The organism is Cellulosimicrobium sp. TH-20 (assembly GCF_002105775.1).
Classification (GTDB): Bacteria; Actinomycetota; Actinomycetes; order Actinomycetales; family Cellulomonadaceae; genus Cellulosimicrobium; species Cellulosimicrobium funkei.
This window is the reverse complement of record NZ_CP020857.1, coordinates 1,198,823-1,213,770: the sequence shown is the minus strand read 5'-3', so window position 1 is coordinate 1,213,770 and position 14,948 is coordinate 1,198,823. Positions and strand designations below refer to the sequence as shown.

General features: G+C 74.3%; 8 protein-coding genes. 3 read left to right on the top strand and 5 right to left on the bottom strand.

Annotation, left to right across the window (positions count from 1 at the left end):
* Window positions 1-39: 39 nt before the first annotated feature.
* The 3 genes from B8281_RS05425 to B8281_RS05415 form a co-directional block, all read right to left on the bottom strand.
* Window positions 40-2,517, bottom strand: coding sequence for an Ig-like domain repeat protein (locus tag B8281_RS05425; protein ID WP_085387150.1), 2,478 nt, complete (start codon window positions 2,515-2,517; stop codon window positions 40-42).
* A gap of 108 nt (window positions 2,518-2,625) precedes the next feature.
* Window positions 2,626-6,627 (bottom strand): ThuA domain-containing protein, encoded by a 4,002-nt coding sequence (locus B8281_RS05420; protein WP_232322688.1) that lies wholly within the window; start codon window positions 6,625-6,627, stop codon window positions 2,626-2,628.
* A 105-nt stretch (window positions 6,628-6,732) separates the two neighbouring features.
* A complete protein-coding gene (locus B8281_RS05415; protein WP_081896028.1) occupies window positions 6,733-7,881 on the bottom strand; it encodes a multicopper oxidase domain-containing protein in 1,149 nt (382 codons plus the stop codon).
* A gap of 534 nt (window positions 7,882-8,415) precedes the next feature.
* On the opposite strand from B8281_RS05415, the gene B8281_RS05410 reads away from it, so the two are divergent.
* Complete coding sequence (locus B8281_RS05410) at window positions 8,416-10,737, top strand: glycoside hydrolase family 65 protein (RefSeq protein WP_198163157.1); 2,322 nt, start codon at window positions 8,416-8,418, stop codon at window positions 10,735-10,737.
* Between the two features lie 46 nt (window positions 10,738-10,783).
* Here B8281_RS05410 and B8281_RS05405 read toward each other — a convergent pair whose 3' ends face one another.
* Window positions 10,784-11,830: a GlxA family transcriptional regulator gene (locus tag B8281_RS05405; RefSeq protein ID WP_085387148.1), complete on the bottom strand. Its 1,047-nt coding sequence runs from the start codon at window positions 11,828-11,830 to the stop codon at window positions 10,784-10,786.
* 150 nt (window positions 11,831-11,980) lie between these two features.
* On the opposite strand from B8281_RS05405, the gene B8281_RS05400 reads away from it, so the two are divergent.
* A complete protein-coding gene (locus B8281_RS05400; RefSeq protein ID WP_085387147.1) occupies window positions 11,981-12,625 on the top strand; it encodes a hypothetical protein in 645 nt (214 codons plus the stop codon).
* Window positions 12,626-12,653: 28 nt separating this feature from the next.
* Here the strand turns inward: B8281_RS05400 and B8281_RS05395 are convergent, their stop codons facing one another.
* Window positions 12,654-13,532: an alpha/beta fold hydrolase gene (locus tag B8281_RS05395; RefSeq protein WP_085387146.1), complete on the bottom strand. Its 879-nt coding sequence runs from the start codon at window positions 13,530-13,532 to the stop codon at window positions 12,654-12,656.
* Between the two features lie 117 nt (window positions 13,533-13,649).
* On the opposite strand from B8281_RS05395, the gene B8281_RS05390 reads away from it, so the two are divergent.
* Window positions 13,650-14,882, top strand: a complete 1,233-nt coding sequence (locus tag B8281_RS05390) for a hypothetical protein (RefSeq protein ID WP_157446569.1) — start codon at window positions 13,650-13,652, stop codon at window positions 14,880-14,882.
* Window positions 14,883-14,948: the final 66 nt, after the last annotated feature.

Genomic DNA, 14,948 nt, shown 5'->3' with positions numbered 1-14,948 from the left:
CGTCGATCGGACTGGTCAGGTCGGACCGTCAGGTGGCGGTCAGCGGCGGCCGATGTCGGACAGCTCGGCCGCGGCGATGACGAGGTCCCGCTCGGCGTCGTCGAGGACGCCGTCGAGGACGAGGTCCTCGGTCACGAGGCTCACGTGGTCGACGAACTCGCGGTGCGTCGCGTACTCGTCGTTCTCGGCGACGTGGTCGTTGACCGTGCAGCCGGTGCCGTCGTCGTAGTTCTGCACCGTGCTGTCGTGGCCGTCGATGATCACGGTCGGGCGGATGTCCGAGCCGACGCAGCGGTCCCGCACGAGCTTGAGGACCGTGAAGGTCACCTCGCCGCTCGTGACGTTCCCGACGCCGTCGACCGCGCGGTACCGGACCACGTGCTGGCCGTCGGCCGCGAACGCGACCGGGGCCGCGTAGCGCTGCCACGCGCCGTCGTTGGCCTGGAACTCGATGCGGTCCACGCCCGACTCCTCGTCGACCGCCGTGAGCGTGACGCGCGCGCTCGCGACGAAGTCGCCGTCGCGCGTGCGGCTGCCGCTGACGCCCGCCGTGACGACGGGGCCGTCGGTGTCGCCGCCGGGCTCCTCGCCGCCCGCGATGACGAACGTGACCGTCTTCGGGGCGGACACGTTGCCCGCGACGTCCGTCGCGCGGTAGGTCACCGTGTGCGACCCGGGGGTGCGCACGGAGATCTGCTTGGCGTACGGGGTCCACTCGCCGCCGTCGAGCTGGTACTCGACCGACGCGACGCCGGAGTCCGCGTCCTTGGCAAGGAGGCGCACGAACACGTTGTCGAGGTACTCGCCGGCCTCGTTCTTGTCGCCGCCCATGACGCGGTGGTCGACGGTCGGGGCGACGGTGTCGCCGCCCTGGCCCGCGACGACGTCGAACGTGACGGTCGCCGGCTCGCTGACGTTCCCCGCGACGTCGGTCGCGCGGTAGGCGAGCGTGTGGCGGCCGGGCTCGTCGACGACGACGGCCCCGGTGTACTCGGTCCAGCCCGCACCGTCGAGGTCGTACTCGACGGTCGCGACGCCCGAGCCGTCGTCCGTGGCGGTGATCAGCACGGACGCGGAGCCGACGTAGGCCCCGTCCTCGTCCTGCTGGCCGCTGAGCTCGGTCGCGACGACCGGGGCCGTGGTGTCCTCCTCGGCCTCCGCGACGACGACGAACTCGGTGACGGTCTCCTCGGAGACGTTGCCCGCGACGTCGGTGGCCCGGTAGACGAGCGTGTGCTCGCCGGGCTCGTCGACGACGACCGGCTCGGTGTACGGCTGCCAGCCGGCGCCGTCGAGGTCGTACTCGACGCTCTCCACGCCGGACGCGTCGTCCGTCGCGGTGAGCGTCGCCGTGGCGGACCCGACGAACGCGCCGTTGCCGTCCTGCGTGCCGGTGACCTCGGCGGTGACGGTCGGGGCGGTCGTGTCGTCCTCGCCGCCGCCGGCGACGACGGTGAACGTCACGGAGCCGACCTCGGACACGTTGCCCGCGACGTCGGTCGCCCGGAACGACACGGTGTGCTCGCCGACCTCGGTGAACGGCACCGTGGTCGTGTACGGGAGCCACGCGCCGCCGTCGACCTGGTACTCGACGGACGCGACGCCCGAGCCCTCGTCCGTGGCGTGGAGCATGAACGCGGCCGTGCCGACGTAGGCGCCGTCCTCGTCCTGCTGCCCCATGACCATGGGCTCGACGACCGGGGCGGTGGTGTCCTCCTCGACGTCGCCCTCGACGACGGTGAAGGTCGCGGACTGCGCCTCGGACGTGTTGCCCGCGGCGTCGGTCGCGCGGAACTGGAGCGTGTGCGTGCCGACGGCGTCGACGACGAACGGCTCCGTGTAGGCCTGCCAGCCCGCGCCGTCGAGGTCGTACTCGACCCCGGCCACGCCGGAGTCGTCGTCGGTCGCGTCGAGCGTCACGGTCGCGCCGCCCACGTAGGCGCCGTCGCCGTCCTGCTCGCCCGTGACGAGCGCGGTCACGGACGGGGCCGTGGTGTCCTCGCCGCCGGTGCCGCCGTCGGTCACGACGAGCTCGCCCCACATCTCGCCGTGCCCAGGGATGGCGCAGAAGTAGCGGTACTTGCCCGGGGTGAAGGTGACCTGGGCCTCGTGCCGCCCGCCGTTCGCGTCGAACGGGCTCGCGAGGATGTTGAGGTTCACGTCGTGGTTGTAGCCGGGCGACGACGTGTCGAACGTGAGCGTGTGGCTCATGCCGAACGTGCTGCCGGTCGCCATGCTGTTCTCGAACACGATCGTGGCGGGACCCGCCTCGGCCGTGGCGGGGAAGGCCTTGTAGTCGGTCACGCTGTTGTCCGCGGTCCACGTGAGGACCTGCTCGGCCGCGACGGTGGCGTCGGCGACGGAGAAGACGGACGACGGCGCTGCCGTCCCTGCGGGGGACGCGGACGCCGGCGCGACGGTGAGGACCGTCGTCGCGGTGAGCCCGGCGACCGTGGCGGCGAGGAACCGCCGCGCGCCGCGGCGGCGGACGCCGCCGGGACTGGTACGTCGTTCCATGAGGGTGCACTCCTCGGGGGGTGTCTCGGGAAGGTTCTGGGGGTGGTTCTGGGGGCTCTGCCGGGTACGGGCGGGGACGGCCTGGCCGGCCACCCCCGCCCGGCGGTGCTACAGGTCCGCGACCCGGATGTCGCGGAACTCGATGAGGTCCGCGTTCCCGTGGTTCTGGAGCCCGATGAACCCGCTGTCGAACTGGCGCAGGTCGGTCGGCGGGTCACCGGCACGGGACGACTGCTGTCCCGGGGTGTTCTCCCACTCGTTGATGACGACGCCGTTGCGGATGATCGTGTACTGCTGGCCGACCACCCGGATCTCGTACTCGTTCCACTCGCCCTTCGGCTTCTCGCCGCCGGTGTTCAGGCCGAGCGGGTCGAAGTTGTAGACCGAGCCGGTCTTCTGCGGCTCGCCCGTCGGACCGTCGTAGATCTGGATCTCGTGACCGCACGAGATCGCGACCCACGCGGGCGACTGGTTGGCCGCGCACGGCACGTCGCCCGGGTCGTTCGGGTTCGGGAACCGGGTGAACACGCCCGTGTTGGCGTAGTGGTCACCCTCGGAGACGTCGCGGTACAGGAGCTTCACGGAGAAGTCCCCGAGCTCCTCGCCCGCGTACCAGAGCATCCCGAGGCCGCCGCTCGACTTCAGCGAACCGCCCGGCTCGAGCGTGAACTTGCCGCTCGGTGCCTGGAACCAGTCGTACAGCGACTCCTGCGTGCCGTCGAAGATCGTGCGGTACCCGCCCGGGTCCACGCCGATCTGGGACCGCGCCGCGGCGTCGACGAGGCGAGCACGCTCGCGCTCGTCGATGCGGCTGTCGTCGTACAGGCTCTTCGCGACCGACTCGACGTGCGCCAGGAACCGGGCGTGGGTGCGCCACTCCTTCTCGTCCTGGAACAGGTCGTTCATCGTGCAGGCGCCGAGGTCGAGGTTCTCGACCGTGGAGTCGACGTCGCCGAAGAACACGGTCTCGCGCTCGTCGGGCAGGGTGCACGACGGCGAGCCGTCGGTCGTGACGGTGGCCGTCGAGCCGTCCGCGTACGTGACGGTGAGCTTGGCCTCGTAGGTCCCGATGCGGGGGTACTTGTGCTTCGGGTTGGCCTGGCGCGAGGTCTTGCCGTCGCCGAACTCCCACAGGTAGGAGACGCCGCCGGACCGCGCACCCGTGAACTGCACCGTGAGCGGGTCGCCCTGGATGCTCGTCGCGGACGCGGCCGGGGCCGGGGTCGGGGCCCCGCCCTGGTACGTGATCCGCATGAGCTTCTGGTTCGGGTCGAGGCTGAAGAAGCCGCCCGCGTAGTCGACCAGGTACAGCGCGCCGTCCGGACCGAACTTCGCGTCCATCCAGCTCTGGAGCAGCCCGTCACCGCGGCCGCCCGGGATGATCTGGCGGAGGTCCTCCATGAACACGGGGGCGTCCAGGTTCTCCGGGTCGACCGTCACCGCGACGCGGTTGTTCGAGTTCGACTGGTCGCCGATGAACCACTTGCCCTCCCAGTACGACGGCCACGCGACGTCGGACTCGGGGTCGACCTGCGACTGGCGGTACGTCGGACCGGACATGACGGCCTGGCCGCCGCCCCGTAGCCACGGGATGGTGTAGGTCGCCTCGTCGTCCTCGTACGTCGGGATGCCGTTGCCGCGGTCCGGGAAGACCGGCCCGCCGCCCGAGGGCGAGTACCAGATCATGTTGTTCCGTACCGGCGGGAGGTCCACGAGGCCCGTGTTGCGGGGCGACGTGTTCTTCGGGTTGTCGCAGTCGTACCAGCCGGTGAGGACGCTCGCGTCCTCGTTGCTCCGGTCACGATACGGCTGCTTGTTGCCCATGCAGTAGGGCCAGCCCTGGTTGCCCGCGGACGTGATGATCGTCGCGGTCTCGTACTTCGCCGGGCCGAGCTCGGGGCTCGGGCTGCCGGCGTCCGGGCCCACCCAGGCCGCGGTCAGCCAGTCGGTGTCCGGGTCGATCTGGAGGCGCGAGATGTTGCGCACGCCCATGACGTAGATCTCCGGGCGCGTCTTGTCCGCGGGGTACTCGCCCACCGGGAACAGGTTGTCGTCCGGGATCGTGTACGTGCCGTCGTCCTCGGGGTGGATCCGCAGGATCTTGCCGTTGAGGTCGTTCGTGTTGCCCGACGTGCGGCGCGCGTCCTGGAAGCTGATGCCCGCGAACTCCTGCGTCCAGTTGTTGCCGGAGTACCCGTTCGACCCGCCGGACGAGTTGTTGTCGCCCGAGCCGACGTAGAGGTTGCCCTCGCTGTCGAACGCCATGCCGCCGCCCGCGTGGCAGCAGCTGTGGATCTGCGTCTCCCACTCGAGCAGGTCGACGCGCGTGCTCTGGTCGATCGTCGGCGTCTCGGGGTCGTAGGTGAACCGCGAGACGGTCCGGTAGCCGACGCGACGCTCCCGGTCGATGTTCTCGTGCGGCATCCAGTACACGTAGAGCCAGTGGTTCGTCGCGAAGTCGGGGTCGGGCACGATGCCGAGCAGCCCTTCCTCGTTCTTCACGAGCTCGTCGCCGCTGCCGCGGTTGCCCATGACGTCGAGCGTCGTGAGCAGCTTCGCCTCACCCGTCTCCGGGTCCCACTGGTGGATCGTGCCGCAGCCGAGGCCCACGTTCGGGTCGCTCCACGGGACGATCGGGCCGGTCGGGCAGGCGCCGCGGCCGATGTAGAAGACCGTGCCGTCGGGCGCGATCGTCAGGCCGTGCTGCTCGCCGTTCTGGTCGAGCGTGCCGGCCGTGTTCACCTGGGACAGCCGCTCGGCCTTGTAGTTCGACGCGATGGTCGCCTGGCAGTCGCCGCGCACCACGCCCGTCGTCCACTGGAGCGCACCGAGCAGGTGCTCGCGGAACGTCGCGTCCGCCCAGCTCTCGGGCGTGCCGCCCATGCCGGTGAAGAACGACCGGCCGCCGTCGTAGTCGCGGCACCACGAGACGGGCTGGAACGGGTTCGTCGTCGGGCCGGCGTCGGGGCCGGGCTCGAGCGTCGCGACCGTGTGCACGTCACCGGTCGGGTCGTCGGCCCAGTCGAGCCACCGGTCCTCGCGGTCCCACGTGAGCGGGAGGTCCGCCGTCGCGGGGTGCTGGCGGTCGACCAGGTCGACCGTGCGCTCCTCGAGCGGGATCTCCGGGTCGGGCTGCTCGACGGAGTCGGGGCCGTAGATCGAGAGCTCCGCGAGCTGGACCTCGGCGTCGCCGGAGTTCGCGGTGACGTCCAGCCGGTACCAGCCGTACGCGGTCTCGTTCGCGACGTCGAACGTGCGCGGCTGGAAGCGCTGCGGGAAGTCCTCGTCGGCGCGCGTGTCGAGGTCGACCCACGTCTGCCCGTCGGTCGAGCCCTGGAGCTTCCAGTTCTTCGGGTCGCGGCCCGCGGAGTCGTTCGCCGACGTGATGCCGTACTTCACCACCGCGACGGGCTGCTCCATGCGCAGCGTGAGCTGGCCCGTGCGGGCGAACGTCAGCCACTTGGTGTTGGGGTCGCCGTCGACGGCCTTGGCCGGCGTCTCGGCGGCCGGGCTGCGGCCGGTGCCGGTCGCCTCGGCGACCTTCTCCGCCGTCATCGTCGCGCCCTTGATCCGGGCGCCGACGAGACCCTCGAACCACTTCGAGGCCTCCTGCGAGCGCGCGGCGTCGCGCACGCCGAGGAAGCCGCCGCCGCCGTTGATGTACGCCTGGAGCGCGGCCTCCTGCTCGCCGCTCAGCTCGATGCCCTCCGCGGAGAGCATGACGACGCCGCGGTACTCGCCGAGCGTCGCCGCGCTGATCATCTCCGGGTCGGACGTCGCCTCGACCTCGAAGCCGTTGGCGGCCCCGATCTCGGTGAGCGCCGCCGTCGCGTCGACGACGGGGTCGGTCTGCTCGTCGGGCGCGCCGTGGAACACGAGCACGCGCACGGGCGCGGCTGCGGCGGCCGGCGCGGCGGCGACGGACCCCGCCGCGAGGGACCCGCCCGCGCTGACCGCGGTGGTCGGTGCGGTGGCGCCGGTCTGGGCCGCCGCCGGGAGGACGGCGGCGCTCGCGACGAGCGCGACGCCCGTCAGGCCGACGGTCAGGGCCCGTAGTGCCCCCGGTCGGGAGCGCCCCCTCGTGGGGGGTGTCGATCGTCTGGAAAGCACTCTCCAACTCCTTCGTCATCGGTGCGACGCTCCCGGACGGGCCGGGAGCGGGTCCTGCCGGGTGCGGGACGGGCCGGCGGCCCGCCCCACCTCACCGGCGGACGGTCAGTGGCCGGCGTGGCCCGTGAGGTCGACGACGGCCGGCCCGGAGCCACCGGCGGCCGGACCGCCGGGGGCGGTGGCCGGGGCGCTCGTCGTCGCGGCGGCGCCGGACGGCGCGGCCCCGGACGGGGCCGACATGGTGTGGCTGCCGTGACCCTGGAAGCGGTCGATCGACTCCTGGGCGCCCGGCGGCATCGAGCCGTCGGCGTTGCGCACGAGGAAGATGCCCGCCATGCCGCCGTCGGAGTGGAACTGGACGTGGCAGTGGTACATCCACGCACCCGGCCCGACGCCGAGCCCGGCGACGACCTGGAACCCGAACGCGTCGCCCGGGTTGAGGTCCCGGTTGTCGACGACCTGGCTCGGGTCGTACTGGTCCGCGAGCAGGCCGGTGCGGTTGTTCGCCCAGCGGTGCGCGTGGAGGTGGAAGGTGTGGAGCTGGTTGCCGTGGCCGATGCAGATGAACTCGACGCGCTCGCCGAGCTTCGCCTCGAACATCGGCGTGTCCGGCGCGACCTTGTTGTTGATGGTCATGTCGTTGAAGACCATCGTGAACTGCTTCTGCGGCAGCACGTCGCCGACCCGGCGCACGACGAGCGCGCCGTAGAGGCCCGCGGCGAGGCCCTGCGTCCCGTGCTCGCCCCACGCGTGGTCGTGGTAGTGCCAGTACCCCGCGCTGCCGGGCATCCAGATGCCGCGGTCGCGCGCCATCTTGACCGTCGACCACGTGTACGTCCGCGTCTCGCCCGGCTCGTTGAACGAGTTGTTGAACGTGCTGCCGTCGCTGTTGACGTCGTAGTTCACACCGTGCGGGTGGATCGACAGGCGCTTGTCCGTCGTGTTGACGAGCGTGATCTCGAGGGTCTCGCCCTCCCACATCTCGAGGATGGGCCCGGGGACGGTCGCCTTGCCGCGCTCGAGCCCGTAGCCGACGAGGGTGTCGGAGATCCGCTCGGCGTACATGGTGATCTTGCGGACGCCGGTGGCTGCGGTGACGGTCGTCGCGGCGGCGGCGGGGGGCGCCGCGGCGACGCTGCCGCCGGCTCCGAGCAGGAGCGCGGCGGCGGGGCTGGCAGCGACGACGCCGGCCCCGGCGAGCAGGGCCCGCCTCGAGAGCGGCCTCGGCGCCGTCTCGGTCGTCGGGTCGGGCATGGGGGACTCCTTCCGGGCGTACGGGGTCGTCCGGGCGGTCCGTGGCGCGCCGGACCGGCGGGACGGCGGTCGCCGCCCCGCGTGCCGGCGCGCTCGGGCGCGCGGAGGTTCCCCGAGGTGGTGCGGGGGGACTCTGAGCAGCAGGACTGGGTGGTGCGGGGGTGTCCCGCGGTCGCAGAGGGTCGAGAGGGTGCTCGGTCGTGCGGGGCTCGACCCGGGCCGGTGGGAGACCGGCCGTGGGCGAGGTCCGGGGCCGTCGTGGCCCCGCCGGGGTGCGCGTCGGTGCGTACCGCTCGGCTGTCGGTCCGGACGACGGGCTCCCCTGCGCCGACGTCCGGCCCCCTGGTCGGTTCCAGGGGCAACGAGGTTCATGACACCGCAGTCAGTGCATGGATGTCAACAGGTAGGCGAAAGTTGTGTCGACAACAAGCAAAAGTCCACGGCCGATCGACACTTGTCTCCGGAGCGGCCCTGGACGGGGCTCGAGCACGCCCCGGACGGGTGTGCGACACGGCGTCGTGGTGGAGTGACCGCGTGACTCGCGACCTCCCCGCGTGGTCCGTCCGGGAGTCGGCCCTCGACGTCGACGACCCGGCCACGGCCGCGTCCCTCCTGTCCCTCGCCAACGGGTACGTCGGCGTCCGCGGCACGCTCGACGAGGCGGACCCCGACGACGACCCCTCGACCCTCGTCGCCTCCGTCCACGAGGAGTTCGAGCAGACCTACGCGGAGCGCGCGTACGCCTACCCCGAGGTCGAGGAGCGCCTCGTGCCGGTCGTCGACGCGTGGCGGGTCGGCTGGTCCGTCGACGGCGAGCCGGTCGACGTCCGGACCGACGACCCCGCCGGTCCCGACGGGACGGTCGAGGCGCACGAGCGCGTGCTCGACCTGCGCCGGGGCGTGCTGCGGCGCGAGCTGCGCTGGACCGCGCCGTCGGGCGGGAGCGTCACCCTGCACAACGAGCGGCTCGTCCCGCTCACCCGGCGCGAGGTCGTCGCGTCGCGCTGGCGCGTGCACGCGCACGGCGACGTCACCGTCACCCTGCGCCCGGTGCCCGGCTGCGCCCACGGCGGGCAGGACCCCGGCCGCGAGGCGCCCGGGCTGGTCACCGTCTCGTGCCGGCACGACGCCGAGGGGTCGTCCGTGCGGCAGCGCACCGTGCGCTCGGAGCGCGGCGTCGCCGTCGAGACCGCGCACCTCGTCGACGCGGCGGACGGCGTCCGCCCGCGCTGGCACCACCGCGGCGGCGCCGCCGTCCTCACCGTCGACCTGCGCACCGACGAGTGGCTGGAGGTCGTCGTCCTCGCCGCCTACGCGGGCGGCGCCGACGCCGACGCGCTCCCCGCGCACGCGCACACCGTGCTCGCCGCGGCCGTCGACGCGGGCTGGGACGCGCTCGAGCGCGAGCAGGCCGACGCCCTCGCCACGGTCTGGGACCGGGGCGACGTCGAGCTCGACGGCGACGACGAGATGCAGCAGGCCCTGCGGCACAGCCTGTTCCAGGTGGTCCAGGCGTCGGCGCGGGTCGAGGGCGTGGGCGTGCGGGCCAAGGGCCTCACGGGCACCGGCTACGCGGGCCACGCCTTCTGGGACTCGGACACCTTCGTGCTCCCCGTGCTGGACCACGTGCTGCCCGACGCCGCGGCCGCGCACCTGCGCTGGCGGCACACCACCCTCCCCCACGCGTGCGAGCGGGCCGCCGAGCTCGGCCTGCCCGGCGCGGCGTTCCCGTGGCGCACGATCAGCGGCCGCGAGTCGTCGGGCTACTGGCCCGCGAGCACCGCCGCGTTCCACGTCTCGTCGGCCGTCGCGCTCGCCGCCGTGCGGCACGTCGCCGCCACGCACGACGACGAGCTCGCCCGGGACGTCGTCGTCGACCTCGTGGTGCAGACCGCGCGGCTGTGGGCCGGGCGCGGCCACCACACCGCCGCCGGCTTCCGCATCGACGGCGTGACCGGGCCCGACGAGTACACCGCCGTCGTGGACAACAACACGTACACGAACCTCATGGCGCGCAAGAACCTGCGCGCGGCCGACGAGCTGTGCGAGCGGTTCCCGGAGCAGGCGGCGCGGCTGGACGTGACCCCGGACGAGCGCGCGGAGTGGCGGCGCGCGGCGGACCGGATGGTCGTCCCGTACAACGCGCAGCTCGGCGTGACGGAGCAGTCGCAGGACTTCACGCGGCACGCCCCCTGGGACTTCGAGTCGCGGGGCACCGCGCGGTTCCCGCTCGACGACCACGTGCACTACGTCGAGCTGTACCGGCGGCAGGTCGTCAAGCAGGCCGACCTCGTGCTCGCCCTGCACGCCGCGCCCGAGGAGTTCACGCCCGAGCAGCGCCGCCGCGACTTCGACTACTACGAGCCGCTGACCGTCCGCGACTCGTCGCTCTCGGCGCCCGTGCAGGCGGTCGTCGCCGCGGAGATCGGCTACGTCGACCTCGCGTACGACTACGCGCGCGAGAGCGCGCTCCTCGACCTGTGCGACCTGCGCGCCTCGACCGACGGCGGGCTGCACGTCGCGTCGCTCGCGGGCGCCTGGACCGCCGTCGTCACGGGCATCGTGGGGCTGCGGCACGACGACGACGGGCTCCGCCTCGCCCCCCGGCTCCCGTCCCGGCTCACGCGGCTCGCGCTCGCGGTCCACCACGGCGACGCCCGGGCGCGCGTCGAGGTCCGGCCCGACGGCGTCACGTACCGCCTCGAGTCCGGCGAGCGGCTGCGGGTCGTGCACGGCGAGGAGCCGTTCGAGCTCACGCCCGAGCACGCGGTCCTCGAGCGGCCGCTGCTCGCCGGGATCCAGGACCCGCCGCCCGCGCAGCCGCCCGGCCGCGCGCCGCTCTTCGCCGCCTCGTAGGTGGACGTACCCGCGGCGGGCCCGCTGGGCCGTACGCGGAGGTCCGCTACGTCGGCAGCCGCTCCTGCTCGCCGCGCGCGCCGCGGAACCCGGCGGCACCCGGACCGGTCCCGCCAGGCGAGGCGAGGCGCCCGGCACGCCGGTGCGCGGCCCGGTACTGCGAGGGCGCGAGGCCGTACTCCGCGGCGAACGCCTGCCGCAGCGCCTCCGCGGACCTCAGCCCGCACTCGCGGGCGACGGTGGTGACCGGGCGGTCGGTCGACGCGAGCAGATGGGCCGCCGCCTCGGTCCGGGCTCGCCGGACGTACCGCGCCGGCGTGCGGCCGAGGTGCCGGACGAACAGGCGCGTGAGCTGGCGCTGGCTCACGCCGGCGTGGGCGGCGAGGGCGGGGAGCGAGAGGTCTCCGTCGAGCCGCGCGGCGACGAGGTCGACCACGGCCCGGACGCATGCGTCCCGCACCTGAGGGGCCGCCGTGAAGACGCTCATCTGGGCCTGGTTCCCCGGACGCTGGAGGTACGTCACGAGCGCGCGGGCCACCCTGCGGGCGAGCTCCGGACCGTTGTCCTCCTCGACCAGCGCGAGCGTGAGGTCGAGCGCGCTCGTCACGCCCGCCGACGTGTAGACGTTGTCGTCGCGCACGTAGATGGGCGCCGGGTCGACGCGGACGGCGGGGTACTCCTGCGCGAGCCGGTCGGCGTAGCGCCAGTGCGTGGTGGCACGACGCCCGTCGAGGAGACCCGTCGCCGCGAGGACGGTCGCGCCCGTGCAGACCGACGCGACCCTGCGGCTCAGGGCGGCCACCCGGCGCACGTGCGCGACGACGAGCGGGTCGGCACCGGCCTCCTCGTGGCCGAGCCCTCCGGTCACGACGACCGTGTCGACCGGCTCGACCCACCGCTGGAGGGAGCCGTGGCTCGCGAGCGTGAGGCCCGAGTCGCACGCGACGGGTCGCCCGCCCGGGGTCAGCAGCACCACCCGGTAGGGCGGTGCAGCGCCCACACGGTTCGCGAGGACGAGCGTCGAGGTCACGCACGCGATGTCCAGGAGCTCCGCGCCGGCGTAGCCGACGACCGCCACCAACCGCTCCGCCATGAGCCGTCACCCCCGGGTTCCCGACGTCCGGTCCACAGATCCGGACACCGTCCACGATACCCCCGGGGAGTACCGCGGCCCAGGGTGAGACTGTTCCTCCCAGGAGAGCGCGGTCGCCCGACCGCGACCGCCACGAGAGACGAGGACGTCATGAGCACTCCACGCACCGCCCGGCAGACCACCGGACCGCGCTCCGGAACCGCGCGGGGGACGAGCACCCAGACGAGCACCGGGACGAGCACGGGGACGAGCAGCGGGACGAGCGCCGCCCGGGCCGTCGTGGCCCGCTGGCCCGCCGCGCTCGGCCTCGGCGTCGCCGTCCTGCTGCTCGCGATCGGCGTGGCCGACCGCACCACCCTGGCGATCGGCGTGAGCGCGGCCGCGCTCTGCTACGTGGCCGCAGCAGCGCTCGGACGCCCCTGGGTCGCCTGGGTGAGCATCCTCGGCGCCTCGCTCGTCGTGGTCGCGAGCGAGGTGGCGGGCATCCCCTGGTGGGCCGGCATCGGGCTCAGCGCGCTCGTGCTGCTCGGGATCGGCGTCGCGCGCGGCGCGGCACGACCGACGCTCCCCCAGGCTGCCGCACTTCTCGGCTACGGGTCCGTCGCTGTGGTGGCGCTCGCCGTCGACCCGGGCATCGGTCTCGTCCTGGCAGGGCTGACCCTGGCCGGCCACGCCGCGTGGGACGTCGTCCACCACCGGCGCGGCGAGGTCGTCCCCCGGCCGATGGCGGAGGCGTGCCTGTACTTCGACGTCGTCCTCGGCCTGGGCTGCCTCGCCCTCGCCGCCCTCCACTGAGACCCGGGGGCGTGTCTGGGTCGCGTCGTCAGCCCGCGAGCGCCTCGCGCAGGGTCGTCGCGAACGCGGCCGGGTCGTTCGCGGGCGACCACTCGTTGACCATGAAGCCGCCGTGGTCGCCCGGGAACGTCACCGGCTCGACGCCCAGGAGGGCGGCGAGGGCCGCGCCGCCGCGCCACGCGAGCGTGCCCTCGCCCGCGGCGCTCACGGCCGGGACGATGCGCGTCGTCGCCGCGCGCAGGGCGTCGCCGTCGGGCGCCCACGACGGCATGGTGGCCAGGTTGAGGCCGAGGAGCAGGTCGTCGCGCGACCCGTTGTCCTCCGTCGGGAAGCCGAACATCGCCGGGTCGGGCGCCGGGCGGTCGAGGTAGTCCGCGGGCAGCGGCCCGACGTGGCTGACGAGCGCGACGAACTTCGCCATCGCGGGCCCGAAGCCCTCGCGGCGGTACGTCTCCACGATGTCCGCCTGCACCGCCGTCGCGGTCGCGGCGTCCTCCAGGAGCGGCGTGATCGGCGGCTCGTGCGCGACGAACGTCCGCACCTCGCCCGGGTGCCGCTCGATCCACGAGAGCCCGACGACGCCGCCCCCGCTCGACCCGAACACGTCCACCGGCCCGAGCCCGAGGGCGGCCACGACCTCGTGCAGGTCGTCCGCGTGCCGCTCGACCGACACCTCGCCGTCGGCGGCGAGCGTGCTGCGCTCCGTGCCGCGCGGGTCGTACGTGACGACCACCCGGTCGTCGATCAGGTCCACGAGCTGCCCGAACCCCGACGCCGCCATGGGCGAGCCCATGACGACGAGCGGCGGCAGGTCGCCCGGCGCCGCGGGGGTCCGGACGTCGTAGGCCAGGACGGCTCCCGGCACGTCCAGGGTGTGGCTCGTGGTGCGGGTCGTGGTCTCGCTCATGGCGTCCTCCGTGTCGTCGTCCCGCCGCGCGGCGCGGCAGGTCCCGTGCGTAGAGACGGCGCCCGTCGCCGGAACTGAGCGGTCCGCGGGGCCCCGCGTTGCCGCTACCCTCGCAGGATGCCGTCATCGAGGACCGTGCCCGCCGTCGTCGCCGCGGGGACGCTCACCGCGGTGCTCTGGGTCGTCACCGGGCGGGTCGCGGACTGGCTCGCCGGGGCGGCGCACGCCCTGCCCGCCGGGCTCGTCCGGACGCTCCTGCCCCACCCGACCGGCGTCGTCACGGGCGGTCAGGAGGTGTCGGGCAGCACGGTGCTCACGGCCGCCCTCGCGGGCGGGCTCGTCGCCCTCGGCACGCACCTCGTGCTGCGGCGCCTGCCCGCGGGCGAGGGTCGCTGGGCCGCGTTCCTCGCCGTGTGGGGCGCGGCCGTGCTCGCGTCCGCGCTCGCCGGGACGGCGGCCTGGTTCGCGGGCGTCACGCTCGCCTGGCGCGCGGACACCGTCACCCGGTTCGTGGCGACCGCGCTCGGCGGCTGGTGGGGGTTCGTCAACGGCCCGCTCGTGGCCGTGACGGTCGCCGTCGCGCGCGCCCTCACCGACCGCCACGACGACCCGGCCGGCACCCGGCACACCCGGACGCCGACGCGCGTGCGCGCGTGGCCCGCCGCGCTCGCCGCGGGCACGGCGACGGGCGTGCTGTGGGCGGCCGCGGGCGTCGGGCGCACGACGCTCCCCGGCGCCGCGGACCCGCAGTCGCCGTGGGGCGTGGCGCGCGACGTCGTGCTGCTGCCCTCCGCCCGGATCGCCGTCGACCGCGCGGCGCTCCTCGCCGACCCCGTGCACCTGCTGCTGCCCGTCGGCGTCGGGCTCGCGGTCGGCCTGCTCACGGCGCTCGCCGCGCGACGCCTGCCGCCGGTCGAGGGCCGCGCGGCGCTGCTGCTCGGGGTGTGGCTCGCGTGCGCCGGAGGTGCGGCCCTCGCCGCGGCGGTGCCCGTCGTCGCCTCCACGCTCGCCGCGGGCGGCGTGCTGCCCGACGCCGGCCGCACCCTCCCCGTGCTCGAGGCGGGCCTCTCCTGGGGGATGGTGTGCGGGGTGCTCGTGGCGCCCCTCGCGGTGGTCGTGCACCGGCACGCGGGCGCGCGACCGCACGCGGGGTCGGCCGTCGCCGACGAGCCGTGGCCCGCACCCGTCGCTCCCGAGCAGCCCGAGGAGCGCGCGCCCGAGCAGCCGGAGGCCCGCGGCGCCGAGCAGGCGGAGGCACCCGACGGCGAGCAGGCGGGTCCGCGCGACGCCGATGACGCTCCCGGGCCCGACGACGCCCGGCACCGCGACGAGGTCACCGCGCGCTCCTGAGGGACGGCGTTCCGGCACCCGCCACCCCGGCGTCACCCAGCGGTCGTCGTGCCGACACCCGGGCCC